Source organism: Anaerorhabdus sp. (assembly GCF_036637135.1).
Classification (GTDB): Bacteria; Bacillota_I; Bacilli_A; order Erysipelotrichales; family Erysipelotrichaceae; genus Anaerorhabdus.
In genome coordinates, this window is sequence record NZ_JAVWNC010000108.1 from 1 (window position 1) to 2,946 (window position 2,946).

General features: G+C 33.6%; 4 protein-coding genes. All 4 read right to left on the reverse strand.

Translation table 11 applies throughout. The features are described 5' to 3' along the window. Positions 1-12: 12 nt before the first annotated feature. Positions 13-606 carry a nitroreductase family protein gene (locus tag RR643_RS11485; protein ID WP_332468726.1) on the reverse strand — a complete coding sequence of 198 codons (594 nt, stop codon included), beginning with the start codon at positions 604-606 and terminating at the stop codon, positions 13-15. Positions 607-695: 89 nt separating this feature from the next. Next, positions 696-1,037 carry a DUF6054 family protein gene (locus RR643_RS11490; RefSeq protein ID WP_332483302.1) on the reverse strand — a complete coding sequence of 114 codons (342 nt, stop codon included), beginning with the start codon at positions 1,035-1,037 and terminating at the stop codon, positions 696-698. Between the two features lie 79 nt (positions 1,038-1,116). Beyond that, positions 1,117-2,163 (reverse strand): recombinase RecA, encoded by a 1,047-nt coding sequence (gene recA / locus RR643_RS11495; protein WP_442878355.1) that lies wholly within the window; start codon positions 2,161-2,163, stop codon positions 1,117-1,119. Positions 2,164-2,207: 44 nt separating this feature from the next. After that, positions 2,208-2,801 (reverse strand): CDP-diacylglycerol--glycerol-3-phosphate 3-phosphatidyltransferase, encoded by a 594-nt coding sequence (gene pgsA / locus RR643_RS11500; RefSeq protein WP_332468729.1) that lies wholly within the window; start codon positions 2,799-2,801, stop codon positions 2,208-2,210. Positions 2,802-2,946: the final 145 nt, after the last annotated feature.

The window sequence follows — 2,946 nt, forward strand, 5'->3', positions numbered from 1 at the left end:
TAAACTTCATTCTTATTTAAGTACAATAAATCGATTTTCAATTGGATCAAATTCTTTTTCATCTGGAGATGCAGTTATACCACCAATTGGCATTTGAGACATCAGTTTCCATGATTTAGGAAGATTAAATGTACCATGTAATTCCTCATCAATAAGTGGGTTGTAATGTTGTAAGTTAGCCCCCACGCCTTTTTCTTCTAATGCAGTCCAAATTGCCCATTGCACCATACCACTACTTTGAGTTGACCACAAAGGAAAATTATCCTTGTATAGTGGGAAAGCATTTTGTAATTCAGCTACTTTATCTTGATCTTCAAAGAATAAGACTGTTGCATGAGCTGCTGCAAATCCACTAATTTTTTCATCTGTAGGTTGCCACTTATCCTCTGGTAGAATGCCATGCAATGTTTCCTTAACGATATCCCATACCTTATGATGATTATCACCTAATGCTAAAATAACGCGTGCTGTTTGGGAATTAAACGCTGATGGTACATGTAATATGCATTCTTTAATTATTTCTTCTGCTTCTTCATCACTAATTGGTAATTCATTATTTAAACCATAAATTGATCTTCTATTTTTCATTGCTTCAATAAACTCCATAAATTCACATCCTCTCTTAATCTAAATATGTTGTTTATACATTAACTTTAACAAACAACGCTATATAATCAAGATATATGCTCTTTACACTAAATCATTTTCTTGAAACCATTTTCCAACAACAATTTTTCTGCATTGGTGAAGAAATTTTTTGTTGCACCAAGTGAGAGATTAAAGACACCTTGACCCGCTCCTGATGCCGTACAAATAGCTTTTATTTCATGATCATTCCCTATAAAACAAAGAGAACAGCTTGCATAAGATGATGTACGAAAAAAGAATTGCTCCATCACGACAGATACCATATATGTATCCTCTATCATACAACGTTGTATTGTCATGTCATCCGAAATGAAAGAGGATTTTGACTCAATTTGATTCATAACTTGAAACGCGTTGTTTCCTTCATAAATATATTTTTGACTTAACATAAATTTACCTCTTTTTATAAGTATATCATTTACATAATAAAAGAGGTATACAGCACTTTGCCATATCACTCTTTAGTTGCTATTCTTTTTCTTTTTTGTCTTCTTTTTTAACTTCTGCTTCTTCAACAACAGGTGAGAATAATTTCTCTTTCAACAATGTCATAATTTCTTTTTCAAGTTCTGGATTAGCGATTAAGAAAGCACGTACTGCTTCTTTACCTTGACCAATCTTTTCACCTTTATAACTAAACCATGCTCCAGCTTTTTGAATGATATCAAAATCACCAGCCATTTGAATTAATTCACCTTGTCTTGAAATACCTTCACCATACATCATATCTACTGTAGCAATCTTGAATGGAGGTGCTACTTTGTTTTTAACTACTTTAATGTTTACTTTATTACCAATTACATCTGTACCATTCTTAATTGCTTCACCACGTCTTACATCCAAGCGCACTGATGAATAGAATTTAAGCGCTCTTCCACCTGGTGTAACTTCTGGATTACCAAACATGATTCCTACTTTTTCACGTAACTGATTAATGAAGATTGCAGTACAACTAGAACGATTCATAACTCCTGCAAGTTTACGCATTGCCTTAGACATCAAACGAGCTTGTAAACCTACGTTTGCATCACTCATTTCACCATCTAATTCTGCTTGTGGTACAAGTGCTGCAACAGAGTCAATAACGATTAAATCGATTGCACCCGAACGGATTAATACTTCTGTAATTTCTAATGCTTGTTCTCCAGAATCTGGTTGCGATAAAATAAGTTCTTCAATATTTACACCTAATGCTTTTGCATACATTGGGTCAATTGCATTTTCTGCATCAATAAATGCTGCACGACCACCTGCTTTTTGACACTCTGCAATGGCATGTAATGCGATTGTTGTTTTACCTGATGATTCAGGTCCATAAACTTCAACAATTCTTCCTTTAGGATAACCACCAATACCCAATGCATAATCCAATGCAATTGATCCACTATTAATTGCATCCACATCAACATTAGCACGGTCTCCTAACTTCATAATGCTTCCCTTACCATATTGTTTTTCAATTTGTTTTAGTGCTTCTTCTAATAAAGCATCTTTTTTAACTTCTTTTTCTGCCATGTTTTTCTCCTTCAACATATATTATGCAATCGGTTAATTCATTCCTACTTACTTTCGAAAATGTATTCTTTCATTTGATTAAAGTATGATACTCCACTTGCAAGTGATACAAAAGCTGCAAACCACAATACAAAGTCTGAGATAGGTAAACGATATAGTTCAAATGGAATATTGTTTAATAGAATTAAGATAATACTTATCATTTGAAGTACTGTTTTCACTTTCCCTAAATATCCAGCAGCTACTACAACACCATTTTGCGATGCAATCATACGACATCCATCAACAATTGTGTCACGAATAACCATAATTAATACTGGAATAACCGGGATAATTCCTTGTGATGCAAACAAGATAAACATTGTAGTAACCAATAATTTATCCGCAATTGGATCGGCAAACTTACCAAATGTTGTGACTAAGTTTTTCTTTCTTGCGATTGCACCATCCAAATAATCTGTAAAACTTGCAGCTGCAAAAATTCCAAGACAAATCAAATTAACAAGTGATATTGCTACATGACCCACATAGAACACAGGAATACTGATATTTAATTGTGCATATGGGAAAATCCAAATAAGTACAATGATTGGAATTAATAATATACGAATGACAGTTAATCGATTAGGTAAATTCATAGTTAATCTCCTTACTCTTCCTGCTTGAAATTATATCAAGTTTCCCTTTGAAAGTAAAACAAAAGAGACAATCACTGTCTCTTTAATTTTCACACTCTGTAAGCCATGTTCTGTCCCCTTGCGGGTGGCAACCATTTATCTATAC